At 31.1% G+C, this 19,305-nt stretch carries 16 protein-coding genes; 3 read left to right on the top strand and 13 right to left on the bottom strand.

What is annotated here, in order from left to right; genetic code table 11:
• Window positions 1-81: 81 nt before the first annotated feature.
• The 6 genes from V8G69_RS15810 to gcvT all read right to left on the bottom strand — a co-directional run bounded on the left by V8G69_RS15810 (window position 82) and on the right by gcvT (window position 5,823).
• Window positions 82-1,656 (bottom strand): PQQ-binding-like beta-propeller repeat protein, encoded by a 1,575-nt coding sequence (locus V8G69_RS15810; protein WP_394883131.1) that lies wholly within the window; start codon window positions 1,654-1,656, stop codon window positions 82-84.
• 160 nt (window positions 1,657-1,816) lie between these two features.
• Window positions 1,817-2,536: a YebC/PmpR family DNA-binding transcriptional regulator gene (locus tag V8G69_RS15805; protein ID WP_394883130.1), complete on the bottom strand. Its 720-nt coding sequence runs from the start codon at window positions 2,534-2,536 to the stop codon at window positions 1,817-1,819.
• Between the two features lie 90 nt (window positions 2,537-2,626).
• Window positions 2,627-2,920, bottom strand: coding sequence for a 4a-hydroxytetrahydrobiopterin dehydratase (locus V8G69_RS15800; RefSeq protein ID WP_394883129.1), 294 nt, complete (start codon window positions 2,918-2,920; stop codon window positions 2,627-2,629).
• Window positions 2,921-2,983: 63 nt separating this feature from the next.
• The gene (locus V8G69_RS15795; protein ID WP_394883127.1) at window positions 2,984-3,811 is read right to left on the bottom strand and encodes a sugar nucleotide-binding protein; all 828 of its coding nucleotides are present in this window, start codon (window positions 3,809-3,811) and stop codon (window positions 2,984-2,986) included.
• A gap of 13 nt (window positions 3,812-3,824) precedes the next feature.
• Window positions 3,825-4,739 (bottom strand): glutaminase, encoded by a 915-nt coding sequence (locus V8G69_RS15790; RefSeq protein ID WP_394883124.1) that lies wholly within the window; start codon window positions 4,737-4,739, stop codon window positions 3,825-3,827.
• A 1-nt stretch (window position 4,740) separates the two neighbouring features.
• Entirely contained in the window at window positions 4,741-5,823 is a 1,083-nt protein-coding gene (gene gcvT / locus V8G69_RS15785; protein ID WP_394883123.1) for a glycine cleavage system aminomethyltransferase GcvT, read from the bottom strand.
• Between the two features lie 196 nt (window positions 5,824-6,019).
• On the opposite strand from gcvT, the gene V8G69_RS15780 reads away from it, so the two are divergent.
• Entirely contained in the window at window positions 6,020-7,504 is a 1,485-nt protein-coding gene (locus V8G69_RS15780; protein WP_394883122.1) for an aminopeptidase P N-terminal domain-containing protein, read from the top strand.
• A 1,155-nt stretch (window positions 7,505-8,659) separates the two neighbouring features.
• Here the strand turns inward: V8G69_RS15780 and V8G69_RS15775 are convergent.
• The 7 genes from V8G69_RS15775 to thrA form a co-directional block, all read right to left on the bottom strand.
• Window positions 8,660-9,403 (bottom strand): glycosyltransferase family 2 protein, encoded by a 744-nt coding sequence (locus V8G69_RS15775; RefSeq protein WP_394883121.1) that lies wholly within the window; start codon window positions 9,401-9,403, stop codon window positions 8,660-8,662.
• A 105-nt stretch (window positions 9,404-9,508) separates the two neighbouring features.
• Entirely contained in the window at window positions 9,509-10,216 is a 708-nt protein-coding gene (locus V8G69_RS15770) for a VIT family protein (RefSeq protein ID WP_394883120.1), read from the bottom strand.
• Between the two features lie 69 nt (window positions 10,217-10,285).
• Window positions 10,286-10,531, bottom strand: coding sequence for a hypothetical protein (locus V8G69_RS15765; protein ID WP_394883119.1), 246 nt, complete (start codon window positions 10,529-10,531; stop codon window positions 10,286-10,288).
• Between the two features lie 18 nt (window positions 10,532-10,549).
• Complete coding sequence (locus tag V8G69_RS15760; protein ID WP_394883118.1) at window positions 10,550-11,065, bottom strand: GNAT family N-acetyltransferase; 516 nt, start codon at window positions 11,063-11,065, stop codon at window positions 10,550-10,552.
• Window positions 11,066-11,070: 5 nt separating this feature from the next.
• Window positions 11,071-12,366: a threonine synthase gene (gene thrC / locus V8G69_RS15755; RefSeq protein ID WP_394883117.1), complete on the bottom strand. Its 1,296-nt coding sequence runs from the start codon at window positions 12,364-12,366 to the stop codon at window positions 11,071-11,073.
• A 1-nt stretch (window position 12,367) separates the two neighbouring features.
• Window positions 12,368-13,291, bottom strand: coding sequence for a homoserine kinase (locus V8G69_RS15750; protein WP_394883116.1), 924 nt, complete (start codon window positions 13,289-13,291; stop codon window positions 12,368-12,370).
• A gap of 4 nt (window positions 13,292-13,295) precedes the next feature.
• Window positions 13,296-15,740, bottom strand: coding sequence for a bifunctional aspartate kinase/homoserine dehydrogenase I (gene thrA / locus V8G69_RS15745; protein WP_394883115.1), 2,445 nt, complete (start codon window positions 15,738-15,740; stop codon window positions 13,296-13,298).
• A 344-nt stretch (window positions 15,741-16,084) separates the two neighbouring features.
• Here thrA and V8G69_RS15740 point away from each other — a divergent pair, with 344 nt between their 5' ends.
• Both V8G69_RS15740 and V8G69_RS15735 read left to right on the top strand, forming a co-directional pair.
• On the top strand, window positions 16,085-17,623 hold the full coding sequence (locus V8G69_RS15740; RefSeq protein WP_394883114.1) for an NAD(P)H-hydrate dehydratase: 1,539 nt from the start codon (window positions 16,085-16,087) through the stop codon (window positions 17,621-17,623).
• A gap of 456 nt (window positions 17,624-18,079) precedes the next feature.
• A partial coding sequence (locus V8G69_RS15735) for a hypothetical protein (protein ID WP_394883113.1) occupies window positions 18,080-19,305 on the top strand: 1,226 nt, incomplete at its 3' end.

Raw genomic sequence — 19,305 nt, 5'->3', positions numbered from 1 at the left:
CATTGAATTTAATATAATTGATTTAATTATATAGCCTTTTTAAGAAAAATGATAACTACAAAAAAAGTATTTTAAAATCTATTAAAAAGAACTCTCATTTGTAGCGTTGAGTATTTCGGTAAGATTTATTTCTAATAACTTATTATCTTTTAAATCATATAACTTGTCTCCAATGATAAGCGAATCAAATGAAACATTTAATTCGGCAACTGGTTTATTATTTGAATCTAAAATTATAGTAACGTCTTTTTGATTAAGCAATGTGTGGTTTTTATAAATGCTATGTCTTAAATATAAATTATCAAAATCATATTCTTCAATAACATTAAAATCTTTATCAATTTTAAGTGTTTTTCCCTTGCTTGTTTGTACAAAACTATTGATGGAGTCGTTAACTGTAACATAGTTTGAATCTGAATTCTCTATTTTTTTATAGAGATTATTTCCAACAAAAAATTTAAGATCTCCATATGTGTCACTACTAAAGGTTTTTGTTTGTAAGCTTAAACCTTCTGATAGGGAATAATTAACGATTTGACCTTTAAATAATGCTAATAGACTATCGTTTTTGGTTTTATAATCGTAAAGTGGATTATCCTTTTGATTTAAAGTTTTAAAATACACTTCTTTTCCGGTTGTTTTATTCATTTTCAAAATAAATGGTTCTCCAAAATTTGTTGTTCTATTTCTCCAATAAGCATAGCCTTGATTAATTAAAAGCAAAGAGGAATCTTGAATTATAAGAGATGATTTACTAGTTGAATCTTTTGGTAACTGATATGACCAAATGACGGAGCCATTATCTTTTTTCAAGCATATTAATTGCTCCTTAGAAGCCATGTATATATTAGTACTATCAATAACTGCATTAGAAACAACATCAGTAACTACATTAGAACCCGTAGACACTAAATAAGTTCCTGTTAAAAGACCTAATGCTATTCCTCCAACATTTTTTGCTATAGTTTCTGTATAATCCTTTTTACCAGTTACAGTTTCATAATCCCAACCTTGTCCGTCTTTAACATTTAAACGATGCAAGCCACCTGAAACAATAAGTAAATCATTATCATTTAAATGATAAATCTTGTTCCAACCATAATCCCTTTTTAATTCTTTTGACCAAAGTATTGTTCCATTGGTTAAATCAATTCCCTCCAGCGTATGTATGTTTCCTGCTAAACCGGTATTTTTATAACCAATGGCTATTTTGTTAGAATAATCAACATAATAGAAATCATTTTTGATTTCCCACATTTCTGTGCCATCTTCAATATTGAGACGTATAGTTTTATTTGCCTTTGAAAAAATGATTATATCATTGTATTGTTTTATGCTAGAAGTAGAATAATCAATTTTTTTTGTCCATTTCACGTTTTTTGTGTTCAAATCAAAAACAACAATCAATCCATTTATACCAGCAATTTTACCGTTCTTGCTTAATTTTCTTAATTCTAATGTAGCATAACCCGTTATAGAGTCGAAGTAAGAATGATGAATTCTTTTTTCAAATGTGTATTCTTTGGCAATAATTTCGTTTTGAAGAATATTGTTTTTGCCAATGGTAATGTCGTTAATTTCTACTTCAGTAGTAGATTGTGAAAAACACTTTAGGGCAATAATTAGGAATAACCATATAACTACTTTTTTAGACATATGCTTGAGTATTAGAGAATGCTATTAATTTAATTAATATAATCAGCAATTCCTATGACAATTGTTACAGGAAAATATATACAAGAATTCTAATTTATTTTTATATAAAACAAAAAAAGAGAGCCAAATGGCTCTCTTAATATTTATATTGAATAGTTAACTATTCTTCTGTTTCTTGCATTGTATGATATACGTATTGCACATCATCGTCTTCTTCCAGTTTCTCTAATAATTTCTCAACATCTGCTACTTCATCTGCACTTAATTGCTTGGTAACCTGTGGAATACGTTCAAAACCAGAGGACAAAATTTCTATCCCTTTTTCTTCTAAAGCAGATTGTATGGCTCCAAAACTTTCAAAAGGCGCGTAAATTAAAATGCCGTCTTCATCAGCAAAAACTTCTTCTGCACCATAATCGATAAATTCTAATTCAACTTCTTCAGGATCTAGACCTTCAGCATTAATTCTGAAATTGCAAGTATGGTCAAACATAAAAACAACCGAACCTGATGTTCCTAAACTGCCATCACATTTATTGAAATAACTTCTTACGTTAGCGACAGTTCTAGTATTATTATCTGTAGCGGTTTCAACTAAAACAGCAATTCCGTGAGGAGCGTAACCTTCAAAAATAACTTCTTTATAATCGCCTTGACTTTTATCGCTTGCTCTTTTTATGGCACGCTCAACATTATCTTTAGGCATATTCACTGCCTTTGCATTTTGTATAACGGCTCTTAAACGTGCATTGCTTGCCGGATCGGGTCCACCTTCTTTTACAGCCATTACTATATCTTTACCAATGCGTGTAAAAGCTTTGCTCATGGCAGACCAACGCTTCATTTTACGTGCTTTTCTAAATTCAAAAGCTCTTCCCATATTTATATAGTTTTTATATTCCTTAACAAAGGAATTTTATTGTTTTATTTTCTGAGTGCAAAAATAATAAGGCTACTTGAATAAATAAAATTATTCTTCATCAGGTTCTACAATAGTTTCTATGGCCTCTGCTAGTTTAAAATCTAAGTCGGTTACTCCATTTGCACTATGTGTAGAAAGGGAAATAGTGAGTACATTATATACATTTGACCAATCTGGATGATGATTTAAAGCTTCACACTCAAATGCAATTCGACTCATAGCACTAAAGCAGTCCTTAAAATTTTCAAATTCAAATTCTGCGTGAATGGCAGCATCATAATATTCCCAATCTGGAAACCTTAATAATCTTGTTTCAATTTCTTGTTCTGAAAGTTTATTCATGATATTAGTTTTTATATCTGGTTTTCCAACTAATTTAATGATTTATAGTGTAACAATAAGTTATTATTTTATTTCAGCTAATATATCTTGACTTTGCAATTGTAAATGTTTAGGTAACAAATTGTCTTTTGGTAAGACTGCTAAATAGCGTTCATCATTAGTGGTATAAACATTTTTCAGGATCGCATTTTTGCTGCCAAGCGACTCAATAATTTCTTTTATAAAATCATCATGATGAACCAAATCATTACTTCCTAAATGAAAAACACCAGATTTATCACGATTAATAATGTAATGAATTTGTTGACTAAACTTTGAATCTGTAGTGACATTCATTATCAAGTTAGGAAAAACATCAATAGGTGTTTGTTCTTTTAAACTTTGAATAATAATATTTAACCTAGGCGATTGTGCTCCAAAAACCATTGGCAATCTTATAATTGCTGTTTTCTTTTTTGGTAAACGCAAGAGCATATTTTCAATTTTTATTTTGAAATGTCCATAAATACTATTGCTTAGTGTTTTATCATGCTCATAACTTGGGTATTTGCTGTAAGCATCAAAAACATTGGCTGATGATAAGAAAATAAGTTTACAGTTATGAGAAATTATATATTCAGATAGGTGTGTATGCACAATTACTTGAGCTGAAAAATCTCCTCTTAATGATGATATAATAATAGTTGGCTTTACAATATCTAGTATTTCAAACACATCATCTTCTTCTAAATTATATTGAAAAAAATGATTGTTCTTACTAAAGGTTATGTTATCCTTATGATAGGTGCCAAAAGTTTTAAAATAGGAGCAGAGTTCTTTATAAAGAGCACCGCCCAAAAATCCGCTGGCCCCTAAAATTAGTATTCTGTGTTTACCTTCTTCCTTTTTCATAAAATAAAGACTCCTAGAAAATTGACATTTGGGTTTTAGTAGTAAATTGCTCTAAAGCTTGCATGCCTAATTTAGAATTTCCCTTTTTGTTTAAACCTGGAGACCAAGTAGTAATAATGAAATTATTTGGTAAAAAGGCAACAATACCTCCACCAACACCACTTTTTCCTGGTAATCCAACTTCAAAGGCAAAGTCGCCTGCTTCATCATAAAAACCGCAGGTTAACATTAACGCATTAATTCTTTTTACTTGACTTTCTGTAAGATGTACAATGTTTCGCAAACATTTTCCTTTATTAGCAAACAAATAAAAAGCCTTTGATAGTTGATTGCAAGTCATTTCAATGGAACATTGGTGGAAATAAAAATCCAATACGACATCTATGTCATTTTTTAAGTTGCCAAAAGACTTGAGAAGGTTTGCGGCAGCAAAATTTTTATAGCCAGTTTTTTTTTCTGAAAGTGCAACCGACTCATTGTAGTGTATTGTATTGTCTGAAGTGACATTTCTTATAAAGTCTAAAAAATCTTCTTTTGGGTTTTCCAAACGAGAAACTAATATATCTGCAATCACAATAGCTCCAGCATTTATAAATGGATTCCTAGGAATACCGTTTTCTATTTCTAATAATGATAGTTGGTTGAATGGATGGCCTGAAGGTTCAACACCAACACGTTTAAATATATCGCTGCCTATAATTGAAGTAGCTTTGGTAAGCGTTAATACTTTTGAAATACTTTGAATTGAAAACAATTTATTGTAATTGCCAACAGCATATTCATGTCCTTCAATAGTTCTTAAATGAATGCCAAAATTATTTTTGTCAATGGATGCCAGTTCTGGAATGTAAGATGCTACTATACCTTTGTCTTTAGTTTTTTTTATGTTAGAATAAATCTCATTAAGAACAGGCTGAAAGTTCCTCATTTTAATTTTTATAAAAAGGTAATTTTACAACGGTTGCTGATATAGCATTTTTTCGAATTTGAATATAAATTTTACTACCACCTTCTGCAAATGCAGTTGGCACGTAACCTAAGCCAATACCTTTATTTAATGATGGAGCCATAGTACCCGAAGTAACTTTCCCAATTTTATTACCATTGGCATCAACTATATCATAGCCATGACGTGGTACACCACGTTCATCTAATTCGAAAGCAACTAATTTGCGTTTTGGACCGTTAAGTTTTTCTGTTTCTAAAGCTTCAGAATTTGTGAATTTTTTCGAAAATTTTGTTATCCAACCCAAACCAGCTTCAATGGGTGATGTGGTATCATCAATGTCATTTCCATATAAGCAATATCCCATTTCTAAACGCAAGGTATCACGTGCAGCCAATCCAATAGGTTTTATGCCGTAAGATGCGCCAGCTTCAAATACTTTGTCCCAAATTTGTTGAACTTCACTGTTTTTACAATAAATTTCAAAACCTCCACTACCTGTATAACCTGTAGCCGAAATAATAACGTGATTAATACCTGCAAAATCACCAACTATGAAATTGTAAAACGGAATGGCAGATAAATCATGACTTGATAATGATTGCATAGCCTCAACAGCTTTTGGACCTTGAATAGCCAATAATGAATACTCATCAGATAGGTTTCTCATATCTGCATTAACATCATTTTTAGATTGAATCCAGTTCCAGTCTTTTTCAATATTACTAGCATTAACTACTAACAAATAGGTTAATTCCTTTACTTTATAAACAATTAAATCATCTACAATGCCACCGTCATCATTTGGCAAACAACTGTATTGCGCTTTTCCTATGGTTAATTTGGATGCGTCGTTACTTGTTACTTTTTGAATTAATTCTAAGGCATGTTCTCCTTCAATTAAAAATTCACCCATATGTGATACATCAAATACACCAACTGAATTTCTAACAGTTTCATGTTCAGCATTTACGCCTTCATATTGAACGGGCATATTAAAACCTGCAAAAGGAACCATTTTTGCTCCTAATGCCTCATGTGTTGATGTTAAAGCAGTATTTTTCATTAGTTTGTTATTGTTTATTTTATAATCAGATGAAGCCTTTTATTAAGTTGTTTCAATCTGAAAGTTTTTAATTTTAAAAGACAAACCTACATAAATATTTTATACTTTTTTTGTTCTAAAAGAGAATAATTATTTGTTAATATTTTATCAAATTCAAACAAAAACATTAATTTTCAAAAACATAAACAACCAATCCATGAAAAATATTACACATCTTATTTTTTTTCTGCTAATTTCAAATTTAATAATCTCTCAAAATGGCACTCCAAAAGATTATTTGTCTTCTGAATTCCATAAAAATAGGAGAGAAGCCTTGCGTGCCAAAATGCCACAAAATACAGTGGCTGTTTTTTTTGCAAATGCTGTTAGAAATAGAGCTAACGATGTAGAATATGTATATCATCAAGATCCAGACTTTTATTATTTAACAGGTTACAAAGAACCAAATGCCGTTTTGGTGATTTTTTCTGAAAACCAAACCAATGAGCAAGGTGAAATTTACAATGAAACACTTTATGTTCAAAAGAAAAATGAATTGGCTGAACAATGGACAGGTAAACGTTTAGGTACAGAAGGCGCTAAAAACGAATTAGGTTTTAAATATGCATTTAATGGAGAAAATTTTATTAATAAAGGTTTGAACTTCACAAAATTTAATGCCGTTTTATTTGACGAGTTTAAAGATGATTATAGAAATTCTACTCGTGATGATGCCGATTTATATGATTTAATACAGGCTTTCAAATCTCAAATCAATTATACTGAAACGGCAGTAATTACCAATAATCAAATGAATGTGGAATTAAACCAGAATAACAACACTATTCAAGAGAAAAAAGTAACTATTGATAATCAAACATTAACCACATTAATGGCAGGTTTGCGTGAAATTAAAACCAAAGATGAAATGGTATTGCTTACCAAAGCTGTGCGAATTTCAGCAATGGGACAACGTGAAATTATGAAAGCCATGCATATAGGCATGTCTGAAGCTGAAATTCAAGGGGTTCATGAGTATGTTTATAAAAAATATGGAAGTGAATATGAAGGGTATCCAAGTATTGTTGGTGCAGGAAATAATGGCTGTGTTTTGCACTACATTGAAAACACGAAAATGAAAGTTGATAATGATTTAGTGTTGATGGATTTAGGTGCTGAATATCATGGTTATACAGCTGATGTTACCCGTACAATTCCTGCAAATGGAAAATTTAACCCAGAGCAAAAACTTATATACGATTTGGTTTATAATGCTCAGGAAGCTGGCATTGCTGTTTCTGTTATTGGAAATAATTTACGCTCGCCAGATGATGCTGCCAGAAAAGTAGTTAATGAAGGTTTAATAGCTTTAGGAATTGCTAAAGATGATACTGAAGCCAGACGATATTTTCCACATGGTACTTCTCACCATATCGGTTTAGATGTGCATGACACCAGTTTAAGAGGTAGTTTTCAACCTAACATGGTTATAACAGTTGAACCGGGTATTTATATTCCAGAAGGCAGCCCTTGTGATAAAAAATGGTGGGGCATTGCCGTTAGAATTGAGGATGATGTTTTAATTACTGAAAATGGTCCTATTGTTTTATCAGCTGAAGCACCAAGAAAATCTGAAGATATTGAAGCACTTATGAAAGAAACAAGTCCATTAGGAAGCTTTGAATTACCTACTTTGGATTAGTTTTTTGAGTTCGTTTAACGTTGTTGTAGATAGTTATTTTTTCATCTTTATTGTAATTATCCATTAAATATTTTATTAAAAAGGGAATACAGAAAATAAAATAGGAAATATCTATTTCACTATTTAAGTATGACACTTCATACCCATAATTAAATAAATGATAAATTGCATAAATTAATATAGCAATAAAAAGACTTAGACCACTATAGAAAAATTTATCTGTCTTATTTTTTACCAAAAAAGCTAATAATATTGATATTAGAATAAAAATTAAAGTGTAGAATTTTGGAACCAAAAATGAGGATTGAATAATAAAAGGATTCATTGTAAAAAAATCACTAGAGAAAAAATATATAAAGGGAATAAAAGTAGATATAAAAGCTATTAATGCAATTGATAGAAAAAGGAATAATTTTTTAAAAGTAATTTCTTTATTGATTAGGCTCGATAAAAAAAAGATTATGTAAGGTAAAATATAGACGCTTCTTGTTGATAGCATTAAACCAGTTAATAATGCGAATCCATAAAACTTTAATGTATTCTTATTATTCAAGTTTATAAATTCATCTAGTACTAATAAAACTAGTATAGTAAAAGTAAACAGATTACTTCTTGTTGTGATTTCCCAAATTAAATAAACCGACGTAAGCATATAAAAAAGCAAGAATTTTATATTTTCAGTTACATTAACTTTTTTTATCAATAATGCCGTTAGTATGCAATACCCCAAACAACTTAGTATACTTAATTCACCCACCAAATAAAATGGAGATGCAATCAAATAATAGACAGGCATAGGACCTGGGTAATTACCCATGTGAGATTTTGCGTAATAAGGATAATCTCCGTTAAAAAACTCTGTTAAAAACGATGAAATGACACTCCACCTATCCACATTTAAAGACTCAATCGGTATTGCAAAATAGCTTATGATTACTAAGCTGACTATAAAACTAAAAAGGCCGTAACAAATGATGTTTTTTAGTTTATAAGATATAATAATTTTATTACTAAATTTAAAAATAAAGATTTGAAAAATTAATAAAATTGTTGATATGTGAATTGCAAACTCTGTATATCTTGAAGAATATTTATAAAAAAAAATAAAACTAATAAATAATAAGACTATAATAGAAACATTGATTTTTAAACTTTTCATTTTAGAAATATTTTAGAGGAAATATTAAAGTTTTTCACTAAAAAATATTGAATTGAAGTTTTAAGAACGCCTAATCCATATATGCAACTTCTTTTTAAATTAATTGAAGAGGCATCTTTAAAGTATTTTGTTGGACAAGTTATTTCTGCAATTTCATAACCTTTAAAACATATTTGAGCTAAGAGTTGATTATCAAAAACAAAGTCATTAGAGTTTTTATTGAAATCAATATCTATTAAGACTTTTGAAGAAAAAGCTCTATAACCTGTATGATATTCTGAAAGTTTTTGACGCATTAGTATATTTTGGAATAGAGTAAGGAATCGATTTGCCAAATATTTGTATATTGGCATACCTCCTTTAAGAGCGCCTCGACCTAAAATACGAGATCCTAAAACAACCGGATACACATCGTTTGCAATCAAGTAACACATAGAATGTATCAACTTGGGTGTATATTGATAATCGGGATGTAACATTAAGATAATTTCAGCATTTAATTCTAAAGCTTTATTATAACAAGTTTTTTGATTGCCTCCATATCCTTTGTTTTTTTGATGTTGAATTATATTATTTATTCCTATTTTTTTTGCTACTTCTAAAGTCTTATCTGTACTATAATCATCTACTAATATAATGTCATCTACTATTTCAAAGGGGATTTCTCTGAAGGTTTTTTCAAGTGTTTTTTCAGCATTGAAAGCTGGTAGTACAATGACAATCTTTTTATTATATATCATTTCTGTTTTTATAATTGCTACTGCAATGATATGAACTGTTTCAATTGTTTATGCCAGCAGTTAAACGAAGTTATCTAAAAATTCTGACAGAATCAATGCTTGTTTTTAAGCAAGATTAACACCAAACAAGTATCCAACTAAGGCAGTTAATCCCATGGCTATTGTACCCCAAAATGTAATTCTTATAATTGCTTTTGTAATACTTGAGCCACCAGCTTTAGCAGCCAATCCACCTAAAAGAATTAAAAAAACTATTGCAAAAGCGTACAGATAATATTCCATACGATGAACAGGTAATAAAAACGTAATTAATAGAGGTAAAATTCCACCAAATGTAAATGATAATCCAGAGGCAAAAGCTGCTTGAATTGGTTTAGCTTGACTAATCTCATTGATCCCCAGTTCGTCTCTTACATGAGCTGCCAATGCATCTACTTCGGTCAATTCTTTTGCTACTGTAAGTGCTGTTTCCTTTTTAAGGCCTCTTTTTTCATAAATTTCTGCCAAACGCTGTAATTCCAATTCTGGCATTTCTTCCAATTCCTGCTTTTCTCTTTCTATATCCGCTTTTTCAACATCTGTTTGAGAGCTTACAGAAACATATTCACCGGCAGCCATTGAAAGTGCTCCTGCAACCAATCCCGCTAAAGTTGCTAAAATTATAGGCTCTCTTAAATCGCTTGCAGCAGCAACACCTATAGCAATACTCGCTGTTGATAAAATACCGTCATTAGCTCCAAGAACAGCAGCTCTTAACCAATTACTTCGGTGAATGTAATGATTGTCTAAATAATCGTCTATTGTGTCAGCCATAACAAATATTTAATTTTTTATATTCCAACTCTTACAAATTTCGATTATTTCTACCTTTAAAACAAGTGTTTAGCTGTTTGTTTTAGTCTTAAATTTTAGAAGAGAATACAAGGAAACTAAAGCCCAAACCATTTCTAAAATTATAAATGGCCAATAATTTAAAAGGATGGAGGCAAGACAAGCCATACTAGCTCCAATAAAATTGAGGATTATAAAAACCAAACTTTTGTTTGACGATTTCCCAGTAACATTTAAAACATAGGCAAGTAATATTTGAAATACACCTAAAAACCCAATCCAGTCTATAAAATTCATTGCAGTAAATATTTAATTTTAAAAAGTTAAAAGCATTTGATGGTTTGGATTGGAATGTGTTGCAGTAATTTGAAAGTCGTGTTGTCCCACAATTTTAAATCCGGCCTTTTTATAAAAATTTATGGCTTTGTGGTTTTCTGTCCATACAAATAACCATATACCTGATTGTTTGTGCTTAACAGATTCATTAAGGTTATAATTAAAAAGTTCTAGTCCTAATTTGAGACTGTGAAACTCCTCAAGTAAATACAGGCGCTCTAATTTGGTAATGTTTTTAATGGGAATATTAGGATGTTGACAATTGAAAATAATTTTAGAGTAACCCACCGCTTTTTCATTAAAATAAATAATGTAAAAAATATTATTAGTGTCTTTTAATGCTTCTTCGAATGCCTTATTAGTGAAATTCTTGCCCACATACTCATTAATATTTTCTTCAGAAGCACTTCTTCCATGTGCTTCTAAGAATGATGTTTTGCCTATTTGGGTAAGGAGTTCAATATCGCTTAAAGTTGCCCTAACAATGGTTGTCATAATAACTATTTGTTTAATAAAAAAGTCTTTAAATCATCATATGTGCTAATTTTAACGGATACTTTATCTTTACCCATAACAGATTGAATTTGTTCAGGAAGTAGTTGTTTTTCTTGAATCACTTCTTCAACAACATCTAAAAACTTAGTTGGATGAGCCGTTTCTAAAAACACACAATGAGCTTTTGGATGGTCTTTTAAATATGATTTACAACCTAAATAGCCAACGGCACCATGTGGATCGGCAACATAGTTATAATTTGAATAAATTTCCTTTAGAGCATCTTTTGTTTCATCATCAGAAAAGCTATAAGACGATACATTTTCTTTTAGCGTCTCAAACTTGTTTTTATAGATTTCCTGAATTCTAATGAAATTACTCGGATCGCCAACATCCATGGCGTTACTAATGGTTTGAACGGATGGTTTTGGTTGATACAATTGCGTTTTTAAATATTCTGTAACCACATTGTTTTTGTTGTTTGAAGCAATAAAATGGTTAACTGGTAATCCTAATTGCTGTGCCATGATGCCTGCACATATGTTTCCAAAATTACCACTTGGTACAGAAAACACAATATCTTTATGTTTTTTGTGAAGTTGCTTATAAGCAAACATAAAATAAAATAATTGAGGTAACCACCGAGCTACATTTATAGAGTTTGCTGAAGTCAGTTGCATGTGACTTGTCAATTCTTCATCTAAAAAGGCTGTTTTTACCATAGCTTGACAATCGTCGAATGTGCCATGAACTTCTAAAGCTTTAATGTTTTGACCCAAAGTAGTTAATTGCTTTTCCTGGATATCACTCACTTTTCCGCTTGGATAAAGTATAACTACATTAACACCTTTAACACCTAAAAATCCATTTGCAACAGCTCCACCAGTATCACCAGAAGTTGCTACCAAAACAGTGACTTGATTGGTATTATCTTTGTTAAAATAACCCAGACAACGCGCCATAAAGCGAGCACCAACGTCTTTAAAAGCCATGGTTGGTCCGTGAAACAATTCTAGAGTTGAAATATTATCATTTAACTGTACTACAGGAAAATCAAATGATAAAGTTTCTTCAATAATGGTCTTTAAAACTGCTTCGGGAATATCTGGTGAAACAAATTGTTTTATTGCTTCAAAAGCTATTTCGGAATAGGATAATTTATCAATATCATTAAAGAATTCATCATTTAAAGGAGTAATGCTTTCAGGAAAATATAGTCCTTTGTCAGGTGCTAACCCTTTTATTACAGCATCCTTAAAAGTTGTATTTGGAGCTTGTTTGTTAAGCGAGTAATAATTCATTCTAACTTAAAATTTTCATTCCTAGAGTATTAATTTTACAAACAAATGTTTCAAATTCAATACTTGTATTTTTATAAATATCTTTTATTGCAACTTCCACTTTTTTAGCAGTTTCAAATCCTTTACTTAAACTAAAAATTGATGGACCAGAACCTGAAATTCCACAACCAAGTGCACCAGCATTTAATGATGCTTTTTTAACATCATGAAAATTTGGAATTAACTGACTTCTGTAAGGCTCTATAATGACATCGTGTAATGATTTACTAATTAAATTATAGTCATTTGTATGTAAAGCATGAACCAAACTACCTAAATTGGCCCATTGTGTTATGGCTTGTTGCAACGGAATTTCCTTTGGCAATATAGCTCTGGCTTCGGAAGTCTTAACTTCAATTTGAGGATGGATTATAGTAGCATATAAATCATCAGGTGTTGGTATTTCTAAAACATCTAAAGGGCTAATGCTCTTTACCAAAGTGAATCCACCAAAAATTGCAGGAGCTAAATTATCAGCATGTTCGCATTTACTTGCTATTGCTTCACCCTTCATAGCAAAATAGGTGAGTTGTGTTTTATTGTAAGGCCTACCCAATAACTCATTAATGGCAAAGACACTTCCTGCTGCACTTGCTGCACTACTGCCAATACCACTGCCAGGTTTAATATGCTTATAAATTTCAATTTCGAAACCGCAATCTGGGTTAGCATCTTCAATTAAAGCCAAAGCAGATACACCCGCTACATTTTTATCGGTTTCAAAAGGCAAATCAAAACCTTCAATTTTGGTAATATAAATGCCTTTTTTAGCAGTTTTTCTAACAATCATTTCGTCACCAACATTGTCTAAACAAAATCCAAGCACATCAAAACCACAAGCTACATTGGCTACAGTCGCAGGTGAAAATATTTTTATTTCATTCATGTTTTTACTTGTTTCCTATACGAATAATATCAGCAAATAAACCAGATGCTGTAACATCTGCTCCAGCTCCGGCACCTTTTATAATCATGGGTTGTTCAGGATAACGCTGAGTATAAAACATGACAATATTATCTTTTCCTTTTAAATTATAAAACGGATGCCCTTCCGGAATTTCCTGCAAACCTACACTTGCTTTTCCATTGTTTAACTGTGCAACATACTTTAATTGGCAATTTTTAACTTTTGCAGAATTGAATAACCCTTGATAATGTGCTTCATCATCAATTAGAGTTTGGAAAAAATCATCTACTGATTCACTTTTTAATCCTGATTCTGATAAAAACGGTGTATTAGAAATATCTTCTAAATCCATTTCTAAACCACTTTCACGAGCTAAAATTAATATCTTTCTAGCGACATCAACACCACTTAAATCAATACGAGGATCAGGTTCGGTGTAGCCTTCTGACTGTGCTTGTTTTACCACATCATAAAAAGACACTGAATTATCAAAATTATTAAAAACAAAGTTTAAACTTCCTGATAAAACAGCTTGAACAGATGTGATTTTATCTCCTGAAGCAATTAAATTATTTAAAGTGTCTATAATTGGCAAACCAGCACCAACATTGGTTTCAAATAAAAATGGCGCATTGTATTTTAATGATAACCGTTTTAATAAACTATAATTTTCATAATTGCTGGAACACGCAATTTTATTACAAGCAACAACACCAATGCTTTGTCTTAAATAGTCGGCATATAAATTCGCAACATCATAGTTCGCAGTAACATCAACAAAAATGCTATTTCTTAAGTTAAGAGCTTTTATTCCATCAAAAAAACCTTGTAAACTTGCTTTTTCTCCTTTTTGCAATTGATCTTTCCATGAACTTAAATCAATTCCTTCATCATCAAAAATCATGGTTCTTGAGTTAGATAACCCTACAACTCGCAAATTGATTTTAAGGTTTTCTTTTAAGTATTTTCTTTGTTGTTTAATTTGTTCAACCAGTTTTTCTCCCACATTTCCAACACCAGTAATAAATACATTTAACTGTTTGGTCTTAATTTCAAAGAATTGTTCGTGTAAACAGTTTAAAGCTTTTTTTACATCATTTTGAAGAATGACTGCAGAGATGTTTTTTTCTGAAGCACCTTGTGCAATCGCTCTAATGTTGATATTGTTTTTACCTAATGTACTAAACATTTTACCACTTATCCCTTGATGATTTTTCATATTATCACCAATAAGCGCAATGATTGATAAATCTGTTTCAACAATAATTGGATCAATTTTACTTAAAGCGATTTCGTTTTCAAAAGTTTTATCTATAGCTGTTTTAGCTAAATCGGCATCATTTTCATCAATGCCAATACAAATAGAATGCTCTGAAGAAGCTTGGGTGATTAAAATGACATTAATTTTTTCCTGAGAAAGTGTTTCAAATAAACGTTTTGAAAATCCAGGAATTCCAATCATACCACTGCCTTGAAGTGTTAACAATGCAATGTTATTGATATTACTGATTCCTTTAACAGGAACACCAGAATTAATGTGGTCATTTGATATAATGGTTCCAACAGATTCTGGTTCTAATGTGTTTTTTATATGAATTGGTATATTCAAATCAAGAGCTGGCTGCACAGTTGGTGGATATAATACTTTGGCACCAAAATGGGATAATTCCATAGCCTCTTGATATGATAATTTTTCAATAGGGTAGGCCTGTTTTACCAATTTTGGGTTGGTTGTAAACATACCGCTAACATCTGTCCAGATTTCAAGCTGTTCAACATGTAAGGCAGCGGCAACAATGGCAGCTGTAAAATCTGAACCACCGCGCCCTAAAGTAGTTTGTTCCCCGCTTTTTGAATTAGAAATGAAACCAGGAAGTATTGTGATGCTCTGTTTAGCTGAATTAAAATAATCTTTTATGTTTTTGTTAGTCAAAGCATAATCAACTTCGGCTTTTGTAAAGTTTGAATTTGTTACTATTAATTCTTGTGAGTTTTTAAGTTCTGTTGATAAACCACGACTTTTCATGGTTTCTGCTATGATATATGACGAAAGCAACTCGCCGTAGCTTGTCAATTTATCCGATGTTTTGGGAGAGAGTTCGTTTATCAAATAAATACCATCTAATAAACTTTTAAGAGTATCAAGTTTATTATTGACAAAATCTAAAACAGAGTCATTTTTAACAGGAATTAATTCTGAAACGATATCTAAATGAATTTGTTTGATTGTATTAAAAACCTCTGAAAAACTGGCATCTTTATTTTTTGCTAAGTTACCAGCTAGAAGTAGTTTATCTGTAATACCACCAACAGCCGATACCACACATATTACAGTATCTTTTTCAACGTAAGAGTTAAGAATATTAATTACGTTATTTATGTTTTTTGCAGAACCTACCGAAGTTCCACCAAATTTTAAAACTTTCATTATTAATGAATTAGTATTTTATTAAAATATTTTTGAAGTAGTAATTTATAGAAATTACAAAAATAGCCTGGAGAAAAAATAACTAGCAACCCCAAAGGGTTGTAGTAGTTGTAGTGATTCCAAAAATAGAAACATTCACACCTGAAAAAGATGTAATATAATTAACGATATTTTGGCTTAAAAGATTCATTTTATCATGTAAAACTAATCAAAAATATTACTTTTAACTAAATAAAAAAACAAATGATTAATTTTTGCAAAATTCTTAGCTTGAAGTATATTTTATCTAAGAAAAGTTATAATTATAAGGTTTAAACCACAAAATTAACAATTAGATTAAACAGATGAAAATATTTTCTAAAGAGCAAATTTACGAAGGCGATAAATTAACAACCGAACGACAAAATATTAGTTCTACAGATTTAATGGAACGTGCCGGAACCCAAATTTTTAATTGGATAAATTTAAGATTGCAAGGTGCTCAAGTGCCTATTCATGTTTTTTGTGGTATTGGAAATAATGGCGGAGACGGACTGGTATTGTCAAGGCATTTAATTTTAGAAGGTTATAATGTTATAACTTATATAGTAAACTACAGTGACAAGCGTTCGAAGGATTTTTTAATAAATTATGAACGTGTTAAAAACGTTACCAAGCATTGGCCTGTATTATTAAATGATGCTGATGAATTTCCTAATATAAATCCTGATGACATTATTGTAGATGCTGTTTTTGGAATTGGATTGAATAGACCAGTTGCAGATTGGGTTAAAAAACTATTTGTGCATTTTAGAAATTCCAAAGCGTTTACATTATCAATTGATATTCCATCTGGATTGAAAACAGATTCACCAACTACTGATGAAAACAGCGTAGTTTGGGCTTCATATACTTTGAGTTTCGCATCACCAAAACTGGTGTTCTTTTTGCCAAACACTGCTAAATTCACATCAAATTGGGAAGTTTTAGATATAGGACTGGATTCAAGATTTTTATCTGAAACCAATACAGATTTTAATTTAATTGGTAAATATGAAGCAATACCAATATATATTCCAAGAGAAAAATTTTCACATAAAGGACAGTTTGGTCATAGTTTAATAATAGGAGGAAGTTATGGCAAAATTGGTGCTGCAATTTTAGCTAGTCGAGCAGCTTTAAGCGTAGGGGCTGGTTTGGTAACGGCATTTGTTCCAAAATGTGGCTACAATGCGATACAATCTTCATTTCCAGAAGCCATGGTTATTACAGATGATTTTGACGATCATATTACTAATATTAATTTTGATCTAAAGCCAACTGCAATTGCTTTTGGAGTTGGTGTTGGAACAAATCATGAAACAAAAACAGCTTTTGAAAATTTTTTAAAAACAAATAAAGCACCTCTTGTTATTGATGCTGATGGGATAAATATTTTAGCAGCCAATAAAAATTTATTAAAACTATTACCAGCAAACACCATCTTAACGCCACATCCAAAAGAACTAGAAAGATTGATTGGAACTTGGACAGATGATTTTGATAAATTAGAAAAGGCCAAAACATTTTCAAAGGAAAACAAGATTATTTTAATAATTAAAGGAGCCAATACCATTACCGTTTTAGAAGATAAATGCTATATAAATACTTCTGGAAATCCAGGGCTTTCAACTGCTGGAAGCGGAGATGTTTTAACAGGAATTATTACCGGGTTACTATCTCAAGGCTACAATCCTTTGTCTGCTTCTGTTTTTGGTGTTTACCTACATGGCAAATCTGCTGATATCGCTGTTGAAGATTATGGCTATCAAAGTTTAATAGCCAGTCATGTTATTGAATATTTAGGCGCAGCTTATATGGATTTATTTAAACAACCAGAGCAACAAGAAAAGGAAAAAAATTAACATAATTCTATTTATTATTTTATTCTTAAATGATTAATTATTAGTTTATTAAAATATATTTTTAGTAGTAATAAGCTTACGTTTGTTAAAAAAAAATATCCTTTTTGTATTTCGTCGTCATTTTATTTCATATGGACTAATTTATTAATAAACATTTATTTTTTTTGATAATTTAGTAACTCTATTATGAATTCATTATGAATATCATATTTTTTATTTCCTGATTATAGCATTTGATTAATAGCAATTTTTAAATGCCCAACTCTTACCTTAATTAACACATTTTTGTTGTGTAAGTTTTATTGAAAATATAGAATTTATTGAGCACCCCTTTTCTACAACTTATAGTTTGTTATGTAACACTATTATTAATTAATAATTTAAAATGTTATGTTGATGAACAAAATTACTCTCAAATGTTTAAGTAGTAACCCGTGGGGCTGTTGCTTAACAATTATGAAAAAAAGATTTAAAAGTATAACCGGTTTCGCCGTGTTGATGCTTTTTTTATTGCTATCTTATCAATCTTCTGCACAAATTATTATTGGAGATAATATTATAACAGATTGGTATGCTGCTTTAGATAATGCTGCTTATACAGCAAAGGTATTTGTTAGTGATGCCAATGACACCAATGATAGTCAGTTTACTAACGGAGCACAAGACCCTGATTTAATATCAGAATGGGCTTGGACCTATGGTCAAACAAATGACAAAGGAGATATTAGCAACTCTGGTGCTGTATTGCTAGATAATAGAATCTATTTCTTTGGAGATAGAACAGCTATTAATGGGGATGCCCAAATTGGATTTTGGTTCTTTCTAGGAGGTGTTGGACCCGATGGTGATGGTATAGGTAATGACCCATTCACTGGAATGCATGTAGAAGGCGATTTATTGGCCTTGAGTAACTTTACTAATGGTGGGGGTGTTGTAAATTTAAGAATTTTTAGATGGGTTGATAATCCAGCGGATGCCTTTTATGATACCACACCACTTCCCGATCCAACCAATGCACCAAACGGTGATGAATCTTCTGGAAATTTGAAATTTTTAGGTGTTACCACCAATGCCTTTGTTAATACTCAGCCTATCAACATTACTGAACATGGGCCATTTGCGGCTTCAGTAATTGGAGGACAAGATCATGTGACTCCTTCTACTTGGAATTATCAAGGGAAAAATGTACCTAGTGAAGGTGTTCCTCCTTATAACCAATACCATACTGGTGCATTTTTTAATGGTTTTATCAGTTTGGAAGATCTACCACCTGGAGCAGCCTGTTTTTCTAGCTATTTGTTAGAAACAAGAAACTCACAGTCTGTTACAGCATCTTTACAAGATTTTGTTGGTGCAGGATTTTCAACAAATCCACCACCGCCATCAACCACAGGAGATCAGGTTTGTGTTGGAGAAACAGCTCATCTAACTGCAGGTAATTGTACTGGCACATTAAAATGGTATGATGATGAAGATAATTTGGTGGCTTCTGGGGTAGATTTTTTCGATGTTCCTAATGTAACAGTAGCAACATCTTATTTTGTAACTTGTACAAGTGAAAGCGGATGTGAAAGTGAAAAAACTGAAGTAATAGCAACAGTTTTCCCAGTAACACCTAAGTACACAGCGTCACATACCGTGTGTTCAGGAGATTCTTGGACATTCAGTTATGATCCTGATGG

The organism is Gaetbulibacter sp. M235 (assembly GCF_043876835.1).
In the GTDB taxonomy this organism is placed as follows: Bacteria; Bacteroidota; Bacteroidia; order Flavobacteriales; family Flavobacteriaceae; genus Yeosuana.
This window is presented reverse-complemented; position numbering and strand designations above follow the sequence as displayed.